General features: G+C 59.5%; 20 protein-coding genes. 3 read left to right on the top strand and 17 right to left on the bottom strand.

Annotated features, from left to right (window positions below; genetic code table 11):
• Window positions 1–69: 69 nt before the first annotated feature.
• The 6 genes from H7698_RS04765 to H7698_RS04790 form a co-directional block, all read right to left on the bottom strand.
• Window positions 70–1002, bottom strand: a complete 933-nt coding sequence (locus H7698_RS04765; protein WP_194690728.1) for a D-2-hydroxyacid dehydrogenase — start codon at window positions 1000–1002, stop codon at window positions 70–72.
• A 134-nt stretch (window positions 1003–1136) separates the two neighbouring features.
• On the bottom strand, window positions 1137–1430 hold the full coding sequence (locus H7698_RS04770; RefSeq protein ID WP_007898694.1) for a YcgL domain-containing protein: 294 nt from the start codon (window positions 1428–1430) through the stop codon (window positions 1137–1139).
• Window positions 1427–2560, bottom strand: a complete 1134-nt coding sequence (gene rnd / locus H7698_RS04775) for a ribonuclease D (RefSeq protein ID WP_162436934.1) — start codon at window positions 2558–2560, stop codon at window positions 1427–1429. Before rnd ends, H7698_RS04770 begins: the two co-directional genes overlap by 4 nt.
• A gap of 123 nt (window positions 2561–2683) precedes the next feature.
• Window positions 2684–3346 carry a class I SAM-dependent methyltransferase gene (locus tag H7698_RS04780; RefSeq protein ID WP_194690729.1) on the bottom strand — a complete coding sequence of 221 codons (663 nt, stop codon included), beginning with the start codon at window positions 3344–3346 and terminating at the stop codon, window positions 2684–2686.
• Window positions 3347–3416: 70 nt separating this feature from the next.
• Window positions 3417–5066, bottom strand: coding sequence for a phosphoethanolamine transferase (locus H7698_RS04785; protein WP_194690730.1), 1650 nt, complete (start codon window positions 5064–5066; stop codon window positions 3417–3419).
• A 178-nt stretch (window positions 5067–5244) separates the two neighbouring features.
• The gene (locus H7698_RS04790; RefSeq protein WP_194690731.1) at window positions 5245–6627 is read right to left on the bottom strand and encodes a glutamine synthetase family protein; all 1383 of its coding nucleotides are present in this window, start codon (window positions 6625–6627) and stop codon (window positions 5245–5247) included.
• A gap of 692 nt (window positions 6628–7319) precedes the next feature.
• Here H7698_RS04790 and H7698_RS04795 point away from each other — a divergent pair.
• The 3 genes from H7698_RS04795 (at window position 7320) to H7698_RS04805 (ending at window position 10446) form a co-directional block, all read left to right on the top strand.
• Window positions 7320–8504 (top strand): cyanate transporter, encoded by a 1185-nt coding sequence (locus tag H7698_RS04795; protein WP_194690732.1) that lies wholly within the window; start codon window positions 7320–7322, stop codon window positions 8502–8504.
• Window positions 8505–8519: 15 nt separating this feature from the next.
• Window positions 8520–9440, top strand: a complete 921-nt coding sequence (locus tag H7698_RS04800) for a DMT family transporter (protein ID WP_194690733.1) — start codon at window positions 8520–8522, stop codon at window positions 9438–9440.
• A gap of 73 nt (window positions 9441–9513) precedes the next feature.
• Window positions 9514–10446, top strand: a complete 933-nt coding sequence (locus H7698_RS04805) for a LysR family transcriptional regulator (RefSeq protein ID WP_194690734.1) — start codon at window positions 9514–9516, stop codon at window positions 10444–10446.
• Here H7698_RS04805 and H7698_RS04810 read toward each other — a convergent pair.
• The 11 genes from H7698_RS04810 to H7698_RS04860 form a co-directional block, all read right to left on the bottom strand.
• The gene (locus H7698_RS04810; RefSeq protein WP_194690735.1) at window positions 10443–10808 is read right to left on the bottom strand and encodes a 5-carboxymethyl-2-hydroxymuconate Delta-isomerase; all 366 of its coding nucleotides are present in this window, start codon (window positions 10806–10808) and stop codon (window positions 10443–10445) included. The genes H7698_RS04805 and H7698_RS04810 overlap by 4 nt on opposite strands.
• A 57-nt stretch (window positions 10809–10865) precedes the next feature.
• Window positions 10866–11792 (bottom strand): LysR substrate-binding domain-containing protein, encoded by a 927-nt coding sequence (locus H7698_RS04815; RefSeq protein WP_194690736.1) that lies wholly within the window; start codon window positions 11790–11792, stop codon window positions 10866–10868.
• A 72-nt stretch (window positions 11793–11864) separates the two neighbouring features.
• Window positions 11865–13979, bottom strand: a complete 2115-nt coding sequence (locus H7698_RS04820) for a DUF6311 domain-containing protein (RefSeq protein WP_194690737.1) — start codon at window positions 13977–13979, stop codon at window positions 11865–11867.
• Window positions 13976–14362 carry a GtrA family protein gene (locus H7698_RS04825; RefSeq protein ID WP_162436944.1) on the bottom strand — a complete coding sequence of 129 codons (387 nt, stop codon included), beginning with the start codon at window positions 14360–14362 and terminating at the stop codon, window positions 13976–13978. The genes H7698_RS04820 and H7698_RS04825 overlap by 4 nt, the downstream gene beginning before the upstream one ends.
• Window positions 14359–15069 carry a class I SAM-dependent methyltransferase gene (locus tag H7698_RS04830; protein ID WP_194690738.1) on the bottom strand — a complete coding sequence of 237 codons (711 nt, stop codon included), beginning with the start codon at window positions 15067–15069 and terminating at the stop codon, window positions 14359–14361. Before H7698_RS04830 ends, H7698_RS04825 begins: the two co-directional genes overlap by 4 nt.
• A 2-nt stretch (window positions 15070–15071) precedes the next feature.
• On the bottom strand, window positions 15072–16052 hold the full coding sequence (locus H7698_RS04835; protein WP_194690739.1) for a glycosyltransferase family 2 protein: 981 nt from the start codon (window positions 16050–16052) through the stop codon (window positions 15072–15074).
• Between the two features lie 214 nt (window positions 16053–16266).
• On the bottom strand, window positions 16267–16971 hold the full coding sequence (locus H7698_RS04840; protein ID WP_194690740.1) for an NAD(P)H-dependent oxidoreductase: 705 nt from the start codon (window positions 16969–16971) through the stop codon (window positions 16267–16269).
• A 9-nt stretch (window positions 16972–16980) separates the two neighbouring features.
• On the bottom strand, window positions 16981–18651 hold the full coding sequence (locus H7698_RS04845) for an ABC transporter ATP-binding protein (protein ID WP_194690741.1): 1671 nt from the start codon (window positions 18649–18651) through the stop codon (window positions 16981–16983).
• A 2-nt stretch (window positions 18652–18653) separates the two neighbouring features.
• Window positions 18654–19481, bottom strand: a complete 828-nt coding sequence (locus H7698_RS04850; protein WP_162436948.1) for an ABC transporter permease — start codon at window positions 19479–19481, stop codon at window positions 18654–18656.
• Between the two features lie 3 nt (window positions 19482–19484).
• On the bottom strand, window positions 19485–20444 hold the full coding sequence (locus H7698_RS04855) for an ABC transporter permease (protein ID WP_194690742.1): 960 nt from the start codon (window positions 20442–20444) through the stop codon (window positions 19485–19487).
• Window positions 20445–20686: 242 nt separating this feature from the next.
• Window positions 20687–22288 (bottom strand): ABC transporter substrate-binding protein, encoded by a 1602-nt coding sequence (locus tag H7698_RS04860; protein ID WP_194690743.1) that lies wholly within the window; start codon window positions 22286–22288, stop codon window positions 20687–20689.
• Between the last annotated feature and the right edge of the window lie 100 nt (window positions 22289–22388).

The raw sequence follows: 22388 nt of genomic DNA on the forward strand, positions 1-22388 counted from the left end.
TTCAACATTTAAGTTGCCTGTTCGACCGCAATCGCGAGCAGGCTCGCTCCCACAGGGTTCCGTGAGGATTCAATATCCTCGATCGAAATCCACTTCCCCGCGCAACGCTTCGCCCGCCTGGTACGCCCGCAGGTTTTCGACAAACAGATTCACCATCATCGAAGGCGAAGTCGGTGCCGAGCTGTGCCCGGTCAGCAACAACCCCCACGCCGTCCAGAACGGATGACGTTGCGGCAGCGGTTCCTGACGGCAGACATCGATCACGGCGCCGGCCAGATGCCCTTCTTTCAACGCTTCCACCAGGTCTGCATCGACCACCGCCACGCCGCGTCCAACGTTGATGAACAAACCGGTCGGCTTGAACAGCTTGAACAGCGCAGCGTCGTACAGGTCGTGGGTATTGGGGGTGTTTGGCAGCAGGTTGATCACGTAATCCACTTCACCGACCAGGCGCGGCAAGTCCGCCAGCACGCCCACGTGCTTGAACGGGGCCTGCTCGCGAGCTTCGCTGGCGATGCCGTAGAGCTCCACACCAAACGGCTGCAGAAATTGCGCCACCGTCTGGCCGATGTCGCCCGTACCGACGATCAATACCTTGCGACCTGCCAGGCTCTGGCCCTGGCGGTTATCCCACTTGCGCTCGACCTGGCTGACCAGCCGCGGCAGCACTTCACGCTCGTGGCCGAGCATGTAGGTGAGGACGTATTCGGCCATGACCTGACCAAAAATCCCTACCGCGCGAGTCAGGCGATAGTGGCGTGGCAAACCGTCGGCCAGCAACGGCGTGATGCCCGCCCAGGTCGATTGCAGCCATTGAGGCTCATGCCCCTGACGCAACAGGGTGGCCAGCAGATCCGGCTGTCCGAGCCAGATCGGGCAATCCGCCGCCAGGCTGGCCAGTTCGGCAGAATCGCCGCTGGTCAATACTTCCAGCTCAGGCGCAGCCTGACGCAACAGTTGGGCATACACGGGGTGGTCGTGTTCAGCAATCAGAACGCGCATGGTTCAAACCTTTCAAAAGCAGCGCAGACGACCGTCGGCGGAGTCGTGCTCCGTCATCGCGGCCATCGGCAAGAATTCAGTTCCAGTCTTTCAAGAGAGGGCGCGTCACAGGTGATGTGAAGCGCCCCAGCCGATCACATCGGATCGTTGCGTCGCAGCAACTCTTCCGGCAGGTGTTCGATGTACTCGTCTTCGGCCGGCGGCATCTGCAGGTGGTAACCCTGCTTCTCGAGATTCTCCAGGACCACGGTGATGTCCTCGCGCGACAATTTGCGCTCGGGGGTCAGCACCAGGTCGAACGCATGATGGGGTTTGCCGAAGGCGGCCATCAGCGATTCCGGGACACGCTCCAGTGCATCGCTTTTGAGCACATAGAGGTACATCTCGTTTTTCTTCAGGCTTCGGTAGATGGAGCAAATACGTTTCAAGGCTGTTCTCCGGGGGTGGCCAGGCTGTCGAGCAGCGCTTGGCCCATCAATTCGCGGCGCCAGCCACGCAGCGAATCAGGCAATTGGTAAGGACCATTGGGGTAGCCGCTCTTGAGCAGCGCTTCCAGGGTTTTCTTGCGCAGCATCAATTCCGGCGCGATGTTCAGCCGCTCGGCTTCAGCCTGACCGATCGCGCGCAGCTGCTTGATCAGCGCAGCAGCATCCACCGGCAACGGCTCAGGCACGGCGGGCGGCCATTGATCAGGCGACACACTGCCAGAGCGCTTGATCAGATCAAGCAGAAACTCGCCATCCTGACGCACGGTACGCGGGTGCATGTCTTCGATTTTCCCCAGGGCACCGAGGCTATCCGGCTGGGTACGCGCCAATGGCCACAGGGAATGCTCGCGGACGATACGGTTGCGCGGCAGATCGCGGGCGCGGGCTTCGCGCTCACGCCAGGCGCACAGTTCACGCAATACCGCGAGTTGGGCGCGGGACAGCTTCCAGGCCAGCTTCGCTTCGCGATAGAGCTCGTACGGGTCCACCTCGCGGCGCAGGTTGGCGACCAGTTCAGCGCCGTCTTCCAGCACCCAGTTGTACTTGTCGTCAGACAGCTTCGGACGCATGCGTACGAAAACTTCCGCCAAGTGCAGGGCATCTTCGGCGGCGTAGCTGATCTGCGTGTCGGAAAGCGGGCGTTGCAGCCAGTCGGAACGGGTTTCGCCCTTGGGCAGGTCGATGCCGAGCACTTCCTGCACCAACCGCGAATAGCCCATGGAGAACCCGAGGTTCAGGTAGGCGGCGGCCAGCTGGGTGTCGAACAGCGGAGCCGGCAGACTGCCGGTCAGGCGCAGTAACACTTCGAGGTCTTCACTGCACGCGTGAACGACTTTGACCACGGCCGGGTTTTCCAGCAACGCGGCCAGCGGCTGCCAGTTGTCGATGGTCAGCGGGTCAATCAGGTAAGCGCGTACGCCATCACCGATCTGCAGCAGGCCTGCAATCGGATAAAAGGTGTCGACCCGCATGAATTCGGTGTCGAGGGCAACGAATGGCAGTTTCTGCCACTCGGCGCAAAACTGACCGAGGCTATCGTTGTCGCGAATCCAGTGAATATCGATGGCCACACGGCTCTCCCTTGAAGAATGGCGCGCAGTATATATCGCGACCGGCGATTTCCGCGCATCCACTGAACAAGAGCTTTAGCGAAAAGACGCACCTGGCAGCAAGAAATGTCTGACAGGCGGGCGTTAACTAGCCTTACGAAGGACGTAGACCCGCATCCCCATGCAACCGGGCAGATAGTCCTGATGACTGAGGATGCGCAAACCGGCTTCCTTGAACTGGGCTTCTACCTCGGCCCGACTGACCGATCCTTGTGCGGGTGAGACTTGCGAGCGGGACCGCAGCCCCTTGAATAGGGCTTCGACCCGCACCGCGACAATGACCGTATCGCGACCGACCCGATGAAACTCCTTGAGCATGGCCAGCCGATACTCGGCACCGTCGATGTGCTGAAACAGTTGCATGCAAAAAATGCTGTCGACCGCGTTCGCTGACAAGCCGATCGAAAACGCAGAACTCTGAAACGTCTTGATCCGTTTGAGCACGTCGTGCGGATGGTGGGTCTGGGCGTGATTGAGCATGTCCTGGGACGGATCGCAGGCAAGAATCACCCGGTTGGCATGTTCGGCCAACACTGGCCAGAACCGCCCCGCACCGCAGGCCACATCCAGGATCAACCCCGGTTCGCCCGCCACTTTCAACGCGTGACGCACCAGTTGCTTCGAGCGCCAGAACGTCAAACGCTCCGCCAGACCACGCGGTTGCGCCTGGCGGCAGACGCGGGCATGTTCCTGGTCGTAGCGCCGGGCGAACTCAAGCTCGACAGCAGAGGGTGGCAACGCGGACATGTGCATGACTCTTCGGGAAATAAGTACCGGCCGCCGATTAGCGGCCGTCGCGTGAAAAAAGGTCGAGCACTTACTCTTTGGCCAGCACGCCATCGATCACGGCGCCGCGGCAACCGGCGAACATATCCAGGTCCTGGTTGTAGACCTTGCTGCTGACCTCCAGTAACCCGAGCATCGAATGAAACAGGTTGTCCTGGCTCAAGGGTTTTTCCCGACTCAGTTGCAGGCAATGGGTATCTACCGAGAACGACTTTTGATAACTGTCGGAGAACCAGGCCAGCATGGCCACGCGCTTCTGTTGTTCCGGCGCCAGCATGTAAGGCGTGCCGTGAAGGAACAGGTTGTACTCGCCCAGGGATTCTCCGTGGTCCGACAGGTAGAGCATGGCGGTGTCCACTTTGTCCTGGTTGCTACGCAGCACATCAATCAGTGACGACAGCACATGGTCGGTATAGACCAGCGTGTTGTCGTACCCGTTCACGATACTTTCGCGACTGCAATTGTTCAGCGCATTGCTTTCACAAACCGGTGTGAAGCGTTCGTACTCTTTCGGATAGCGCTTGAAGTATTCCGGACCGTGACTGCCCATCTGGTGAAGGACCAGCACGGTGTCCTTGTCCAGGTTGTCGATGAAATGCTGCAGACCCTGCAGCAGAATCTCGTCGCGACACTCGCTATTGGCGCACAGCACCGGGTCTTTCAGTTTGCTCACATCGTCAAGGGTGACGCGGTCGCACGTACCCTTGCAGCCGGATTGATTGTCACGCCAGATCACGTCAAGGCCCGCCCGTTTGAGCACGTCCAGCAGGCCTTCCTCGTTTTTCGCCTTGCCGGCGTTGTAGCCCTTGCGACCCATATTGGAAAACATGCAGGGCACCGAAACGGCTGTTTCCGTACCGCAGGAATGCACATCGGTGAAAGCAATCAGACCTGGCTCTTTATCCAGTTTTGGTGTGGTATCGCGGTCGTAACCCAGGATGCCGAAGTTTTCCGCACGAGCACTTTCACCCACCACCAGCACGGTCAGGGATTTGCGCCCGTGGGTTTCCCAGGCCGGGTTGCGCTGGGCGTCTTCGCCGATCTTGACGAAGGGCTGGCGTGCCGACACGACTTGCTCGCGCAGAAAGCCTACTGACGCACCGATGTAGTTACTCGGGACGACCATCAGGCGCAGTTCATGGTGATTGCGAAACAGTGAGGACAGGCCTTGGTAGTTAATCAGAGCGATACCGCCGATGACGGCAATCGACGCAACGCTGACCAGCACTTTGCTGACTAACTCACGGTGCCAACGACGGTAATCAACCGGAACTTTCCATAACAACCAGGACGGTAAAACACCGAGTAAGAATATATAAACCAGCAACTTTATTGACAGTAAGTCTCGCACTTCCGTGGCGTTGGTTTGTGCAAAGTTACGCAGCATACCGATGTCCATCAGTACGCCATATTGGTTCATGAAATAAGCCACGCCGGCACTGCACATAAAAATCAGCGTCAACACGGGCTTCAATACCGGCCTAAAGGCCAGCAGGGTCAATACGATGTTGAAAGCCGCCAGGATCATCACCCCGAACGCCACGCGCATGACGATGCCCTTACCGTCTGAGGTGGTGATATCGAGCAGGTGCTGCCAGAGCACGACATTGCAAGCCGTTAACAAAAACGCGCTGGCAATCAGAGTCACCCACTCGGGGCGAACGGCTTTTAACTTCAACATGATGGTTGGCTGTTCCTGAAAGAAGTGCCTGCGGTAAATGTGAAAATTTCATTTATCGCGACAGCACCAACTTTAGGCAGCCAACCATCAATTTTTTGTGAAAAAGAAGCCAACAATTAGTTGGCTGATGGCACTAGGCCAAAACTTTTAACTTATTTGAGAATTGTTCAGCTTCTGTTCAGGCCTGGTGCAAGTACCAACGCCAATCCTGCTCCCCTACCTCGCCCATGAACTGCCGATACTCGGCACGTTTCACCGCCAGGTAAACACCGAGGAACTCGCCGCCGAAGGCTTCACGGGCCCACGTCGAACCTTCGAGTGCCCGCAAGGTGGTCAGCCAATCGGTCGGCAGCAGTTCCGTCGCCTGGGCGTAACCGTTGCCCTCCACCGGCGCACCAGGGTCGAGTTGTTCACGAATGCCACGATGAATACCGGCCAGAATCGCTGCAGCGGCCAGGTAAGGGTTGGCGTCGGCGCCACAGATGCGGTGCTCGATGTGGCGTGAGAACGCCGGTCCGCCGGGCACGCGCAAACTGACGGTGCGGTTGTCCACGCCCCAGGTGGCCGCCAGCGGCGCATAGCTGTTGGTCTGGAAACGGCGATAAGAGTTGGCGTTCGGGCAAAACAACAGCAGCGAGTCGAGCAAGGTACTGAGCATCCCGCCAACCGCGTGTTTAAGCAGCGGTGTGCCGTCGGGGGCTTCGCTGGCGAACAGGTTGTTCCCGTCCTTGTCCGCTAGACTGACGTGCATGTGCATGCCAGTGCCAGCAAGGTCATCGAAGGGTTTGGCCATGAAGCACGCTGTCATCCCGTGCTTGTGCGCGACACCCTTGACCAGTCGTTTGTAACGCACCGCTTCGTCCATCGCCTGTAACGCGTCGGTGCGGTGTTCGAGGGTAATTTCCACTTGCCCCGGCGCGTACTCGGAGATTGCCGTGCGGGCGGGAATGCCCTGGAGTTTGCAGGCACTGTAGAGGTCGGCCAGGAACGGCTCGATCTGCTCCAGTTCACGCAGGCCATACACCTGAGTGCTGCGCGGGCGACCACCATCGACATCTCGCGCAGGTTGCGGACGACCGTTGCTGTCGCGCTGCTGATCCAGCAAATAGAACTCGAGTTCCGCGGCCATGACCGGGTAGTAACCGTCGGCCTGCAGGCCTTCGATGACCTTCGCCAGTAAATGACGTGGATCGGCAATGGTCGCCGGCATCCCCTCTGTCGGGTGCATGCTGACCTGCACCGCCGCCGTCGGGATTAACCGCCACGGCATGCGCGTCAAACTGCCACTGACCGGGTATGCCCGACAATCGATGTCGCCCACGTCCCACACCAGGCCAGAGTTTTCAACGTCATCGCCATTAATGGTCAGTCCCAGAATGGTGCTCGGCAACGGCCGCCCGCTGTCGTACACCGCCAGCAGTTCATCGCGATGGAGCAACTTGCCCCGCGGGACGCCGTTGTTGTCGAGGATGAACAGCTCGAACATCTCGATATCCGGGTTCTGCTCCAGAAAGGTCAGGGCTTCTTGTTTCGTGGCGAAGGGAGTCGTGGCACTGCTCATGGACATTCTCTTTGTTTGCGTTTCAGGCGAGCGCGCAGGCTAGGCCCGGTAGATCTCGAGGAAAAGCTCAAGACCTGTAGGAAAAATCAACGGCAAACGCAGGAATCCGGTGGGCGCGCGTGACGGCAGTGCCACAGCGCCCAGAAGGCTAGATCGGATGGAAGTGTGACGGCGCAACCGTCCATAGAAGAGACCGCAGAGAACAGATAACCCGCAGCGTCACACGGGTGGTTGCGTCGTTCAATCGGCATTTGAAGAACTTCGGGTGCGGATTGGCTAAACAATCAAAAGCCACTGCGCCCTGTAGCCGCTGCCGAGCCTGCGTTATGGCGTTTTGGCGTTATGACGTTTTGGCTTTGGGGCGTCGTGGCTTTGTGTAGCAGCTGCCGAGCCTGCGAGGCTGCGTCCGGCTGCGAAGCAGTCGTGAAATCAGACGATGCGTCATTCAGGTGGATCGCGTCACCTGGGTTGCGACTGCTTCGCAGCCGGACGCAGCCTCGCAGGCTCGGCAGCTGCTACAGGTACGGTGTTGTTTTCATGGGCGGTGGTGTTTTGATAGACGGTGTTTTTTTCATGGGCGGTGGTGTTTTCACACGGGGTATTTAGTTTTTAAATAGTGGTGCGGACTTTCTGATTTGCGGCGTTTCGGCCCTCGCGCGCCTAATCGTTTCCTTTCACTCAAGGTCCGATTGATGGAACACGTTCGCGCAATCACCCGCCCCGCTGTCTTGCTGATGTTGGGCATTGTCCTCGTCGCCCTTAATCTGCGCCCTTCCATGGCCGCCATCGGTCCTCTGCTGTCAGCCATTCGCGGCGACATCGACTTGAGTTTCAGCCTGGCGTCATTACTCACCATGCTGCCGGTGATGGCGATGGGGCTGGCCATGTTCTTCGGCATCAAAGTCAGCCAGCGACTGGGCGAGCAGCGCACGGTGGTGCTGTCGTTATTGATCATCGGCCTGGCCACCGCGTCACGCCTGTTCCTCGATTCTGCGGCGCAACTGATCCTCAGTGCCGTGATTGCAGGCGTCGGTATCGCCTTGATCCAGGCGCTGATGCCGGCGCTGATCAAATCCCGTTTCCGCGATAACGTTGCCCTGTGCATGGGCCTCTACGTCACCTCGATCATGGGCGGCGCCGCCATCGCCGCCTCCTTTGCACCCTTGGTGATGGCGCGCACTGGCAGCTGGCGCATGGGCCTGGCGATCTGGGCCGTACTGGCGCTGGTGGCATTGCTGTTCTGGATTGCACAGCCCGCGCAGAGTCCTCCGCTGGAATCGAAACCCTCCAGCAATGCCCCCTTTTTCGGCAATTCCCGCGCCTGGTTACTCGCCATCTTTTTCGGCCTCGGCACGGCTTCCTACACCTGTGTGCTGGCCTGGCTGGCGCCGTATTACGTGGAAAAAGGCTGGAGCGAACAAAACGCCGGATTGCTGCTGGGATTCCTCACCGCCATGGAAGTGATATCCGGCCTGGTGACGCCCGCCATTGCCAACCGCAGTCGTGACCGACGCCTGGTGCTGGTGGTGTTGCTGGTGCTGATCATGGCCGGTTTCTGTGGACTGATCCTCAGCCCGCAACACCTGAGCCTGCTGTGGCCCTGCCTACTGGGGCTGGGTATCGGCGGGCTGTTCCCGATGAGCCTGATCGTGTCGATGGATCACCTGGACAGCCCCCAGCGCGCTGGTGGCCTGACCGCGTTCGTACAAGGCATCGGCTACCTGATCGCCGGCCTGTCACCGCTGATCGCCGGACTGATCCGCGATCAGCTCGGCAGTTTCGAATGGGCCTGGTGGTCGCTGACGGGGGTCATGGCGTTGATGATTCTGATGGTCCTACGTTTCGATCCGCGGCATTACGCCCGCCACATTCACTGACCGGGGAGCACCTGCATGAAACATCCTTTCGCCAGCGCCCACCTCGGCATGCTGCTCTGGGCGCTGCTGATCGCAGGCTCGTTTTCCGCGGCGGCGCAGGTCAGTCAGGCCATCGACCCGATCCTGCTCACCGCCCTGCGCCTGCTGCTCTGCGCCGTGGTGTTCCTGCCGCTGTTGCTGTTCAAGGGCGACACCGCCATGACCGTCCGAGGACTGATCAGCCATGCCGCGCTCGGCTTGTTGCTGGCGGTGTATTTCGGTTCGCTGTTCGAAGCGCTGCGCTACACCTCGGCGGTGAATACCGGAACGATGTACACCCTGGTGCCTTTGCTGACCCTGCTGTTTGAAGCCGTATTGATGCCCGACGAGCGCCAGAAACGCCAAGTACTGCCGATGCTGATAGCGGCCGGCGGCGCGGTGTTGCTGGTGCTCAAGGGGTCCGGTCCCGGCGAATGGCCGTCGCTCTACGCGATGCTGGTGTATGGCGTGGGGTGCCTGGCGATGGCGCTCTACTCACCCCTGAGTCAACGGCTCAAGGCCAACAATCTGAAGGGGCGCGGGCCGGTGGCCATGACCTTCTGGAACATGCTGTTCGGCGCCGTATTTTTATTGGCATTTTGCGGTTTCAGCGGTGGCTGGCGTACGGCGACATTGCTGACCTTCAACGACCTTTACTGGCTCATTTACCTGGCGCTGTTCGCCACCCTCGCCACCTTCTGGCTGTTGCACCGGGCCATCGGCGTCATCGCGCCCTCCTCGGTCATTTCCTACATTTACCTGAGCACACTGTTCATCACGCTCTTCCATTGGTTGTGGCTGCGTCAGTCGCCGCTGCCCCAGGAAATCGTCGGTGCAGTGCTGGTAGCCGCTGGCATGTTGGCGTTGTTGCTGTCCAGCCGCCGCTCACAGCTGAATTCGGACAAAGCGTTCACCTGACTCCATCGTTCCGTTAGGATCTTTCGCACAGTCATGCGCCCGCCAGTGCAGGACACGCAGCGAGAGGCAATGGATGCTCAACAGTAACGCGCTTAGAAAGCTCGACACGCAGGACTTCATGGTGTTCGTCGCCCTGTATGAGCAGAACCACGTCACCGGCGTGTCCGAAACCCTCTGCGTCAGCCAGTCGACAGTGAGTTACTGCCTGAAAAAACTGCGGGTCAGTTTCGATGACGAGTTGTTCGTCAACACCCGCACGGGCATGCACCCCACCTACAAAGCCGACCGCATGTACCCGCACGTGCTGAAGATCCTGGAACACATCAACCTGTGCCACGCCGGCGACGCCACCTTCGACCCGACATCGCAACCCGTCACGTTCAACCTTTGCGCACCGGAATACTTCGAGCAGTTGATCCTGCCTCGGCTGTTGAAGCGTTTTGCTTCCGCGGATTGGCCGGTGATGGTCAACATGCACAAGTTCGACAGCGACATTCCGGTTGAAGCCCTGCGTAACGGCAGCCTCGACCTGGTGACGTGCTTCGGCCCGGACTTTCATCGCAGCCACGGCGACTTCAGATCCGAGACCTTGCTGGAAGATGATCTGGTGTGTGTCGTTGATAGTCGCTCTGCACGCAACCAATCGCGCTTGAGCCTGGACGAGTTCGTCGAACGCCGGCATGTGTTTCCTACGCCGTGGACGTCCACCACCAACATGATCGATGGCTGGTTGGCGCAACAAGGGCAGAAACGGCAGATTGTTGCGCGCGCAAACAGCTATGGCGCGGCGTTGAAGATGATCACCGGGACTGACTTCGTCGTGACGTTGCCCCGGCGCATACAGCAATTGCTGGCGAGTGAGTCGGGATTTGCTGTCTGCGAAACCCCGTCAGGGTTACCGGGGTTCAGCCTTGATATGCAGTGGTGTCAGCGTGTTGATCAGGACAACGCCAATCGCTGGCTACGCGAGCAAATCGTCCGGGCATGCGCTGAACAACAGGCTTAGAGGGTGATAGCCGTCTTGGTATACGACTCCCGATCAATATCCAGAATCTCCACACACACCTGCACTTCCACCCCCGCCGGCCATTCACACAGATCCTGCACCACCGCCAGCAGGCTCTCGGACAATTGCAGCTTGATCTGCGGCGAACGTCCGCTGAGCAGCGCGAGCTTCACGTGCACGAACGCTCGCTCACCCATTGCCGTGCCCACCTTGAACGTCTCGACCTTCACCGCGCGGCTTTTGATGTCGAATTCAGAGGCAAACTGACCGGACCCCACCAGCGCGTTGTTGAGCCGGATCAGGGCCACATCGGCGTTCAGGCCTGGCAGGTTGGCGGTGTATTCCATGTGCAGGTGGGGCATGACGGTGCTCCTGAAGGGTGGCGGAAAGGTCCTACGTATATCACAGAGTTGTCCGACTCAAGGCGGGGTAGGTATCAGGTCCCGATCGCTCATGAAGGTTTCCAGACGCTTGCGCAGCCAGCGTTCGGCGGGGTCGGTGTCGACGTGGCTGAGCCACACCATCGACAGGTCCAGGGTGGGTGTCTTGAACGGGAAAGGCTCTTTGAACAAGAGTCCGGATGCCGCCATGGCTTCGGCGGTGTAGTCCGGCAAACTCGCGATCAGGTCGGTGCCGGCCAGCAAGGCCGGGAGCGCGCTGTATTGCGGCACGGACAGCACGACCTGACGGGTACGCCCGATCTCTGCCAGCCATTCATCGGCGTAGCCACTGACGTTGGCGGTGTGGGACACCAGCACATGAGGGCGTGAGCAATATTCATCGAGGGTCAGCGGTGTGTCGGAGGCATCGGCGCGCAAGATGCTGGGCTGGATGTGCCGCAACAATTTGCGCTTGGCATTGGCCGGGAGGCCGCGGGTCTGGCTGATACCGACGGTGATGTCACCAGACGCCAGCAGGTCGGGAATGCGCCAGTAATCGACATGCTGAACCACGAACACCACCTTCGGTGCTTCCTGGCGCAAGGCTCGCAACAGCGGTGGCAACAGGCCGAACTCAACGTCATCGGACAAGCCGATGCGGAAGGTCATGGTGCTGATGGCCGGGTCGAAATCGTGGGTCAGGCTCAGGGCGATCGACAGCGAATCCAGGGCCGGCGAAAGGTACTTGATCAACTCTTCGGCACGCGCCGTGGGCTCCATGCGGTGACCGACGCGGATGAACAACGGGTCGTTGAACATGGCCCGCAGACGGTTGAGTGCCGAACTGATGGTCGGCTGGCCGAGAAACAGCTTCTCGGCGACCCGGGTGACGTTGCGCTCGAGCATCAATGTCTCGAACACCACCATCAGATTGATGTCGGCCTTGCGTAGCTCATTGCGATTCATCCATTGCCCCCGTCCCCAAATCATTCCGGCAGTGTAGAAAGGCGCGCCGAGGGCGTCTACGTGGACCCACCATCAATAGATCGTCAAGGTCTTCAGCCCGATCGCCAATTCGCGCGCATCCGCCCCCAATCCGAACTGTTCAGGGCTGGCCACATCGGCAAACTGCATGTTCATTTTCAAGAATCCCTGTTTTGACACCCGTTCTTGTACTTCGGGTGGAAGGGGCACATCGATAATGTTGTTATCGGACTGCGTAAGCTGGGTCGTCAAGGCCGGCATGCCATTCACGCTGATGACCACACGCTGACTGGAATGCCCGGGAGGCAGGAATGCTGTCGTCTCCAGACGCAAGGACGTCACGGGCTTTGTTACCCGGAACATCACTTCAGATTCGCTTCCTTCGGACCAGGCACCCCAGGTTTCGGAGTCATACCAGCCCCTGGACAGAAACACTCTTCCTTCACTGCCCCACGCGAATGACGTTTTTTGTTCAGGCTCAAGGATTGGAAGCAACTCGACCGGGTTTATTTGAGGGGTCTCTTTCAGGCAGGCACTGCATTGCTTCCACCCCGGAGCCAGGACTGTGAACCCGTCAATCCTGGTTAAGAGGTCCTTTGAGGTGTCAACGTTTATCGCCGCCTGGAGTAGCGCGCGATCATCGAGCAGGTACAGCGAGTCAGCGTCATACTTTCCCGTCGCCATTGCACGAGCCGTCTCCTGCTCGGTTTTCTTCCAATTGGCAGTATCCATCCGGCCCAGATAAACAGCGTTCGTTGCCAGACCATGGGCGCCGGCAAATGCCGTCACTGCCATCCAGTGTGGGGAGAGGTTCTGCGGAACAATCCAGCGAATTTTCTGGTAATGGTCCGCGGCACTTTTCCAGAAGGGATCGACCATTGGCGATACCCAGGTCGAAGCAGGCTTGACCATCAGCTGTTTGCGAACGTTTACCCAACCTGCATGGGTGTCCAGAACCTGAATCAGCAACGCCAGTGACAGTAAGATGAAGGCCGTACGCGGTGTATTGGCTCTGATCACCAGAAAAATAATGGCGAAGATAATCGCGTAGTAGACCGGCCAGAACATTCGTCCCGAGGCTCGGAAAATATTGGCGACAGCGATGAGTTCCGGCGGTAATGGAAAGGTAAAGTCCAACGCCCCCAGAGCAACGTGATTGGAAATCGAGAACAGGCTCAACCCCGCCAAAGCCAGCAGCAAAACTGGCCACCGCCCCAATCGCTGAAGAAAACCGGTATGCCCCTGCAGCAGACCAACCAGCGCACAGATGCCCAGCGTCAATATCCCGAGCCCCAGAAAAGCAAACGCCTCTCCATCACCGAATCCTTGAACACCGGGCAGGTCCTTCAGCAGATACGACCACTGTCCTGGGTCGATCAATGAAAGCAGGTTCAACGCATACATTCCGAAACCTTCGGAAATTGCCCCGTCGCTGCCAACCGAAAAATAGCCTGCCTGCCAGCAGCAAAGGCTGACCAGCGCAAACAGCAGGAAAAACTCCGTCACTGCTGCTGGTAACGTCAGTTTTTTCTTGAGATATCCAGCTATCAGATCCGCAATCCAGATCAGTGCGACCATCGCCAGGAAGTACGCATGGATCAAGGCACACGAGGCCAGCAATGCACTCCAGGCTAAACGTCGATGACGCAGCTGCGGATGCAGTGCCAGATAGAGCGACGCCAGCACCAGAAAATGCCCGCCCAGGGACAAATGGAACGGCAAGCGCATGATCATCGGAGGCGCAAAGAGAAACAACGCTGTGCTGACAGCGCGCAAGCCTGAGTGCAGAGAAATCAACCCCACCAGTTTCCATGCGAACCAAGCCTGCAAGACGAAACAGGCCATGAACCAGATGCCGAAATACTGGAATGGCTCCGGCAACAGCGACGCGAAGGGTTTGAACAGAAAAGCCAGCAACGGATTGGAATCAGAAAAAATGATGCCATTCCCCAATTCCAGCCCATAGGTCGGATTGAGGCCTATGGGAAAGGACCAGGGCGACTGACTGAAAAACAACCATCCCAGGTAATGAGTAGCGGGATCGCCGTTTCCAAGCCAGGCAATGTTTTGAGGATTCAAAGCTCTGGGGCCAATCACAATGAAGAAGGCCAAGACCCCTATCAACAGTGGCAATAGGGTGGTCGCCAAGCGTTTAGCGGAATCCTTCATCGATACGTCCAGAAGTTGTGCATGACAAAAGTGAATGCCGGAATGGTCAGCGCCACTGCACCGATCCCCAGCAAATAATTGAACCCGGCCATCTGCGCGGCCCAAGCCACCGACATCGCCAGCAGGAATCCTGCTCCAGAGACTGTCATGAAGCGCAGCAATGAACGGCCATGCAGTCGGGCGGAAAAGCTCCAGGAGGTGTTGATCAGGTAAGACACCACGGTCGCCACGGCAAACGCCACGCCGTTAGCCAGCGGCGGCTGAGCCAGCACATAGTTGATGAACAGCACGGCAACCAGTGCATGCAGTGCGGTCACGAACAATCCGGTGACGGCAAAGCGCAGACCGCGCTGGATCAATGCGGATTTTTCGGCGGCTGTCACGGCTTTTGCGCCAGAACGAACACCGTCAACCCCGCCAGACGGTTGCTCTTCATAAATGGCAGTTCGAGCGAGCACAGAGACTTCAACACACCATTGATCAGCGGATGGTGCTGACTGAGCTGAGAGCGAGGCGTCGAAGGTTGCGCGCCTTTGGACAGCAACCGTAGCGTCGCCGCCAGCGGAAACACCAACCCGAAGTAGTACGCGCCCTGCTTCACGGTCAACCCGGCGTCCCTGGCCACCGTCTCGAACTGGGTCAGGGTGTAGCGGCGTTTATGTTCGAGAAAATCATCGTGCCCGCTCCATAGAAACTGGAACGCCGGCACGGTCATCAGAAAACGACTGCCCGACGGGACTTTCTCGACATAGGCCTTGAGCAGTCCGACGTCGTCGTCGACGTGCTCCAGAACATCCATCAGCAGCACCAGATCAGCATCGACGGCGTCAATCGAGCGGCGATAGTGCACCGGTTTACCGGCAGTGATAGCGTCTGAGTCGGTGTCATAGCTGATGTCCACGCACCAGGCTTCGATGGCCGCTGTATGCGTCAACAAATGATGAGTAAAAAACCCGGAACCGGCCCCCACATCGAGAATTTTCCTGACCGGCGTGCTGCCCAACCATTGGCGGGTCGCTCGGGCTTTTGAACAGTAATACCAGTGTTGGTCGATGCTTGAACCGAGGATGTCGGTTTCCTTGAGATCCATGGTCAGTCCTTGGCGTCATAGACGCGGCGCACCAGATAAACAGGGCGGCGTTTAGATTCAATGTAGGTTCTGCCCAGGTACTCACCCAGCACGCCTATACCGATCAATTGCAAGCCGCCGAGAAAGGTGACGGCCACCATCAGCGAGGCGTAGCCCGGTACATCGACGCCGGTAAACAGCGTGCGCAGCACAATGAAAATGGCAAACGAAAATGACACCAGCGAGACGCACATCCCGAGGTAAGTCCAGACCTTGAGCGGATCAGTGCTGAAACTGGTGATGCCTTCCAGGGCGAAGTTCCACAAGCGCCATCCGTTGAATTTGCTCTCACCCGCCACTCGTTCCGGTCGCTCGTAGTCGACATGGGTGGTGCGAAACCCGACCCAGGCAAACAGGCCTTTCATGAAGCGTCGGGATTCGGGCAACGTCTGCAAGGCCTCGACCACACAACGGTCCATCAACCGGAAGTCACCGACGTTTTCCGGAAGCGGCTGATCGGAGATTTTATTGTGCAGTCGGTAGAACCAGTTGGCCGACGTCTGCTTGGCCCAGGAGTCGTTGCGACGGCTCACACGATGGCCCAGCACGACTTCGTAACCTTCGCGCCAACGGGCGATCATCTCGAGAATGACTTCGGGAGGATCCTGCAGGTCGACGTCGATGGGCACCACGACCTGGCCGGTGACGGCCTCCAGACCGGCCGTCAACGCCGCTTCCTTGCCGAAGTTACGGCTCAGGTCGACGATGCGTATGCGTGGGTCCGTGCTCTGGCGCTGCAAGAGCAGTTCCAGGGTGGTGTCGGTGCTGCCGTCATTGACGAACACCATTTCCAGGCTCACCAGCGCCTCCGCCTTGAAGACGTCAGTGATTCGCGCAATGAACAAATCGACGGTGGCGGCTTCATTGAAAACCGGGATGACAAGCGACAGCTCCAGATGCTCGCCCAGGTGCGTTCCATGCTGATAGGTCAAGTGATTGCCCATTTTGTGATTGTTATTCAATCGAAGGCCGTCGACGGGGTCTCGACCTTCAGGAGCCGACCCGTATTAAGCAGGAGCACAAAGTGTGACGCAAGGGCGAAACAGCAGGGGTTTTGGCCATTTACCGGGGGTTCGGTAACCCGAAGAGCGTCTCTTGACCGGGCAGAATCAACGCCCAGGCTGTCCATGCGGACTGGACAGCCTGGGCGTGCTCAACTCAAACAGGCAGCGGGTACAGCGCCTCATCGAACTGCGACAGACGCGGGAACGTCAGCGGTTGTTCATCGCTCAAGTGCTCCAGGCGCTGCGCGTAATCCTGCAAGAACCCTTTGCGGGCGTCGTCGCTGATGTACGGCACATGCCAGGCCACGAACGGCTGCAGGACGTCGAAGCCGACGTACGCCAGCGTGCCGCGCAGGATCGGGCGCAGCATGTCTTCCAGCGGACCGTGAATCGCGTCGTCGCCGAACATATGCTCGCGTCCGCCCAAGGTAACGGTCACCAGCGCTTTCTTGCCGCTCAAGCCGCCCTGATCGTAGAAGCGCTTGCCGCCGTAGCAAACGCCGGACACCAGCACGCGATCGATCCAGCCCTTGAGAATCGCCGGGGTCGAGAACCAGAAAATCGGGAAGTTGAGGATCAGCAGGTCAGCCCACAGCAGCTTGTCGAGTTCCTGCTGGATGTCCGGCGCCAACGACTGGCTCTTGACGCCCAGACGTTGCTCCAGGGCATAGACCAGGTAGTCCGGGTTTTCCCGCGAGGAAAAGTCCTCGGCGCTGGCTACCGGGTTCCAGTTCATCGCGTACAGGTCACTGACCTTGACCTCATGCCCTTGGGCTTGGAGGGTGGCGACAGCCTGGTCACGCAGGGCGGCGGTGAAGGAGTTCGGCTCCGGATGAGCGTGAACGATCAGTACTTTCATGGCAGTTCCTTAAACGCTTTCAAGCTTGGTGTTGGAAGAGAGTGTGGGGGTTGCGAGCTCCGCCCGCGAGGCCAGTAACCGGTCAAGCCAGTCGGGGTCCATTTGCGGTTCGGAAGAAAACAGCAGCCCGGTGTAATCCTTGTGTGGCGGCGTGAAAATCGCGCTGCGCGAACCGTGGTCGACCACCCTGCCCCGCTGCATCACCAGCACCTCATCGGCGATCGCCCGTACGGTGGCGACGTCATGGGTGATGAACAGGTAGGAGACGCCCAATTGCTGTTGAATACGGTTGAGCAGTTTGAGCACGCCTTCGGCCACCAGTTGATCCAGCGCCGACGTCACTTCGTCGCAGATGATCAGCTGCGGATCGGCCGCCAACGCGCGGGCGATGCACACCCGTTGCTTCTGCCCGCCGGACAACTCCCGGGGTTGGCGCTCCATGAAGGTCGCCGGATCGAGTTCGATCATTTCCAGCAACTCGGCCACCCGCGCGCGCATCGCCTTGCCTTTGAGGCCCAGGTAAAACGTCAATGGTCGGCCGATGATGTCGACGATGCGCTGACGCGGATTCAACGCCGTATCGGGGATCTGGTAGATCATCTGGATGCGGCGCAGTTGCTCTTTGCTGCGCTGACGAAAGTCCGCCGGCAGCACTTCGCCGTCGTACAGCACCTGGCCTGAAGTCGGCGCCAGCAGGCCGGTGATCAGCCGTGCGGTGGAACTCTTGCCGCTGCCGGACTCGCCGATGACCGCCAGGGTCTGGCCGCGATACAGGCTCAACGAGACATCGTGCAGCACCGGTTGATGGCCGTAACTGGCGCAGCTCTTGCGCAATTCCAGCAGCGGTTTTTCCTGCTGCGGGCATGGCTTGGGTTCGGTGTGGAAACTGCGCACTGCCCACAGCGATTTGGTGTAGTCCTCTTGAGGATCGGCGAGCATGGTGCGCGTTTCGGCTTCTTCGACCAGCTTGCCGTGACGCAGGACCATGATGCGGTCGGCCATTTGCGCTACTACCGCCAGGTCGTGGCTGATGTAGATCGCCGCGCTGCCGAAGGTCGCCACGGCATCGCGAATGGCCGCCAGCACTTCAATCTGCGTGGTGACGTCGAGGGCAGTGGTCGGCTCGTCGAAGATGATCAGGTCCGGATGGCACGCCATCGCCATAGCCGTCATCACCCGCTGCAACTGCCCGCCGGAGACCTGGTGCGGATACCGCTGGCCGATCTGTTCGGGGTTGGGCAAACGCAGTACCCGATACAGCTCCACCGCTTCCGCCATGGCCTGTGCCCGGCTCATGCCGCCGTTCTTGACTGCCGTTTCGACGTGCTGGTCGATGAGTCGATGGGCCGGGTTGAACGACGCCGCCGCGCTTTGCGCCACGTAAGCGATGCGCAAGCCACGCAATTTGCGCAGGGCTTCAGGTTTGGCTTGCAGCAGGTTGATGCCATCGAAATGCACCGAGCCGCCGGTGATCCTGCAACCGTCCCGGGTGTAGCCCATGGAGGCCAGACCGAGGGTCGACTTGCCGGCACCCGACTCGCCGATCAGCCCCAGCACTTCACCTCGTTGCAGGGTCAGGTCGATGCCTTTGATCAGCGGATGCCACGCATCTTCGTAATGACCTTCGATGTGCAGATCTCGTATTTCCAGCAGCGGCTTTTCATTGTTGAGCGTGGTCATGTTCAGCACTCCTTGAGGCCGCTGGATTTATGCAGCATCCAGTCAACGACGAAGTTCACGCTGACCGTGATCAACGCCACCGCCAGGGCTGGCAGCAATGGACTGATGTCGCCGAAGGTGATCAGCACCGCGTTGTCGCGCACCATGCTGCCCCAATCGGCGGTCGGTGGTTGAATACCCAGGCCGAGAAAGGACAGCGCACTGATGAACAAGAACACAAAGCAGAATCGCAGGCCGAATTCGGCAATCAAGGGGGCGGCGGCATTGGGCAACACTTCGCGCGTCACCAGCCACCACAGGCCTTCACCCCGCAGGCGCGCGGCTTCGACGAAGTCCTGCACCACCACATTCATCGCCACTGCCCGTGACAGGCGGAACACCCGAGTGGCGTCCAGCAGGGCGATCACCAGCACCAGCGACGTGGCGGTAGTGCCAACCACGCTGAGGATCAGCAAGGCGAAGATCAACTGCGGAATCGCCATCAGGATGTCCACCACCCGCGACAATCCCTGATCCACCCAACCGCCCTTGATCGCTGCGATCAACCCGCTCAAGCCGCCGAGCAGGAACGCCAGCGTCGTGGTCAGGAAGGCGATGCCCAGGGTGTTGCGCGCACCGTAGAGCAGGCGGCTCAACATGTCGCGACCGAGGTTGTCGGTGCCCAGCAGGAACTGGCTGCTCCAGGGCGCAAAACCTTCGCCCACCACCTGGGTTTCGCCATAGGGCGCCAGTACCGGCGCGAACAGCGCGACGAGGATGTACAGGACGATGACCAGCAGGCCGAACTTGGCACTCACAGGCGCCCGGAATATCTGTTTGAGCAGGCTCATGTACTACCCCTTCGGATGCATCAGGCGTGGGTTGCTGGCGATGGACAGCACATCGGCAGAGGTGTTGAGCAGGATGTAGGTCGCGGCGAAAATCAGGCTGCACGCCTGAACCACCGGGATGTCGCGCTTGGCCACCGAGTCCACCAGCAGTTGGCCGAGGCCCGGATAGACGAACACCACTTCGACCACCACCACGCCGACCACCAGGTACGCGAGGTTCAGCGCTACCACGTTGACGATGGGCGCCAGGGCGTTGGGTAAAGCGTGACGGAAGATGATGCGGGACTGGCTGATGCCTTTGAGCCGCGCCATCTCGATGTAGGGGCTCGCCAACAGGTTGATCAACGAGGCGCGCGTCATGCGCATCATCTGCGCAATCACCACCAGGCTCAGGGTGGCGACCGGCAATACCGAGCGCTCCAGTATCGTGCCCAGTGAGGCGTCGGGTGCGAGGTTGGAGATGCTCGGAAACCAGTTGAGCTTCACCGCGAACACCAGGATCAGCAGATAGGCAACGAAGAACTCGGGAAACGACACCGCGCTCAGGGCCGAGGTGTTGAGCACGCGGTCGAACCAGCTGTTGCGATAGAGCGCTGCGAGCATGCCCAGCAACAAAGCCAGCGGCACTGAAACCAGCGCGGCCAACAGGGCCAGGCTGAAGGTGTTGCCCAGGCGCGAAGCGACGAGATCGGCGATGGGCCGTTGATTGGCCAGGGAGACGCCGAGGTCACCTTGCACCACGTTCCAGATCCAGTGCCCGAAGCGGGTGAGCGGCGGGAGGTCCAGCCCCAGTTGAGTGCGATAGGCCGCGACGGTTTCCGGCGTGGCGGACTGGCCGAGCATGGCCTGGGCGATGTCACCCGGGAGCATGCCGACGGCCAGGAAGATGATGACCGATACCGCGAACAGCGATAGCAGGCCGAGTGCCAGACGTTGTAATAGCAACTTGAAAATACTGTTCACTGCACAGTTCCTCGTTGGAGCAAGCAGGCATTTACGCCTTGCGCAAACCTGTAGCAGCTGGCGAAGCCTGCGTCCGGCTGCGAAGCAGGCGTAATACCTGCTTGCTCGATTGACCTGAAACACCGCGTGCCCTGATTTCACGACTGCTTAGCAGCCGAACGCAGGCTTCGCCAGCTGCTACATGAGACTTGCGGTAATTCCACCTGCGGTAGCCGCTCGGAATTACCGCAATAGCGACAGCTTTACGCCTGCCACCAGCGCTCGATGACGCGCAAGCCGTCCAGTTCGCCGTACGGCGCGGTCTGGCTGCCGTGGGCGACGCGGTTGGAGCGCGCCGCCACCGAACTGGCGAACAACGGCACGATCGCCCCGCCGTCATCCCGGCACAACGACTGCATTTCGTTGTACATCTCGCGACGCAGCGGGTCGTTCAATTCGCCCCGAGCAGCGTTTAGCAATTGGTTGAAACGCGGGTTGTCCCAGTGCGTTTCGTTCCAGGCGGCACCCTTGGCGTAACCGATGCTGAACATGCGGTCGGCCGTCAGGCTGCTGTACCAGAACGAGGTGGTGAAGGGCTGTTTCATCCAGACGTTGGAGAAGTAGCCATCGACGGGTTCGCGAACCACATCGATATCGATCCCTGCCTGGCGCGCCTGCTCCTTGAACAGGACCGATGCATCCACCGCGCCGGAGTAGGCGGCGTCGGAGGCCTGCAAGCGAACTTTCAAAGAATCGACCCCGGCCTGGCGCAAGTAGAAACGCGACTTGTCCGGGTCGTAAGTCCGCTGCTCCAGCGCCGTGTTGATGAAACGGCTGCCGGGCTGGATCGGGTGATCGTTACCCACCAGGCCATAGCCATACAACACCGATGCCAGCAGCGTTTCGCGGTTGACGGCGTGTTTCATGGCCATGCGAATATTGTTGTCCTTGAACTGCTGGGCATCGCACAACATCGGGAAGGTGTAGTGCTGGGCGCCTTTGGTTTCTTCGATCACCAGGTTGGGATTGCGCTTGAGCAATGCCACGGTTTTCAAGTCGACCTTGTTGATCACGTCGACCTGCCCGGTCACCAGCGCATTGATGCGTGCGGCGCCGTCGGCAATCGCCAGCAGCTCGGCACTGGCGAAATGCGCGCGGCCGGGTTTCCAGTAGTCGGGGCTGCGCTCCAGGCCCATGCGCACACCCGGTTCGAAATCCTTGAGGCGATAGCCACCGGTTCCGATGCCGGCCTGCCAATCCGGCACACCGTCTTTGCTCGGCATGATCACCAGATGGTAATCGGCGACCACGTACGAGAAGTCCGCGTTGCCCGAATGCAGTTCGAACACCACGCTGTCGGCGCCTTGGGCGCTGACCTTGGCGACGTCGCCCAACACGGTCTTGGCGGCGGACGTGGATTTTTCACCGAGGTGATGCTGGATCGAGGCAACGACATCCTCGGCCGTCAGCGTTTTGCCGTTGTGGAAGGTCACGCCCGGACGCAACTTGAAGGTCCAGATGCGAGCGTCCGGTGTCGAGGTCCAGCTCTCGGCCAGTTCCGGGATTGCCGTGCCGTCCACGGCGATTTCGGTGAGGGTGTTATAGATCGCGGAGAAGCCGACGAAGGTGAAGGTATCGACCCAGGTGCCGGGATCCCGGGAGTCGGTGGTGCTGCCACCGGCCAGGCCAAGGCGCAAGACGCCGCCCGGTTTTGGTGTGGCTTCTGCGGCGAAGGCGCCCATTGGCAAGCCCATGGAAAACGCCCCGGCGACTGCTACTGCGGTGGCGCTGTACCTCAAGAAGTCTCTGCGAGGAAAACTGAAAGTCTGGTTCGCTTGAGTAATTTTGTTGTTGTTATCGCTCATTGCATTGCCCCTGATCAAACGCTGCCAAAAGTAATGAAATATCGGTTCGAAACCACGCAAAGCACCGGGCCATGGCCCGGTGCGTCAATCGTTTACCTCA

The organism is Pseudomonas sp. p50(2008), assembly GCF_015351605.1.
In the GTDB taxonomy this organism is placed as follows: Bacteria; Pseudomonadota; Gammaproteobacteria; order Pseudomonadales; family Pseudomonadaceae; genus Aquipseudomonas.